Genomic DNA, 678 nt, shown 5'->3' with positions numbered 1-678 from the left:
CTTGTCACTTCCAGCGTTCGAATAAAAGTTAATATTTTGTTTCATTCGCTATTCCCGAAAATTCATCTTGCTGCTAAATTGGGAAAACAATAACCCATGTTGATACAACCATAAAGTGGCATTTATAATTGCTTTAATATCAACGCATTAGAAAAATACAACCATATGTTGATATTGCTTAATACAACTATAAGTTGATATTTTTGTGACGATAATATTTGAGGTATCAAAGCGCAGTAAGAAACTTTCTTACAAAAAATGGTTCCATCACTTCACCTAGTCATGTGTAAGTCGACAAAGTCGCTTAGTAATTAAGGTACGACAGAATCGCTTGGTGATCACATAGAAGCTGAGATCAGCACCAGCACGTCTTTGGACATTTTCAATTTAGGACGATAGGACGATTTCTACTCTATCGATAAGTTTTAGTATCCCAAAACGACAATGACCACCATTTATAACGGTGGTCGCCGTAACAGGAATTGGACATCAGTGAGCATTTTTAAAAGCTGGAGCATATTAGTAGTTCGCATAACTATGCATTTAAGTAGCTCATATATTGCCTCTGCCTACTTAAACTCTTAATTCCAAACCACGCTGGTATGCCGCTTTAACCGCTTGTTTTACAGCACTTTCAACTTCTCTCTCATGCAGAGTAGTAAGCGCCGCTTCAGTGGT

It is taken from the genome of Vibrio sp. OPT46 (genome assembly GCF_015163535.1).
In the GTDB taxonomy this organism is placed as follows: domain Bacteria; phylum Pseudomonadota; class Gammaproteobacteria; order Enterobacterales; family Vibrionaceae; genus Vibrio; species Vibrio alginolyticus.
The sequence above is the reverse complement of the archived record's forward strand: the minus strand, read 5'-3'. Positions refer to the sequence as shown.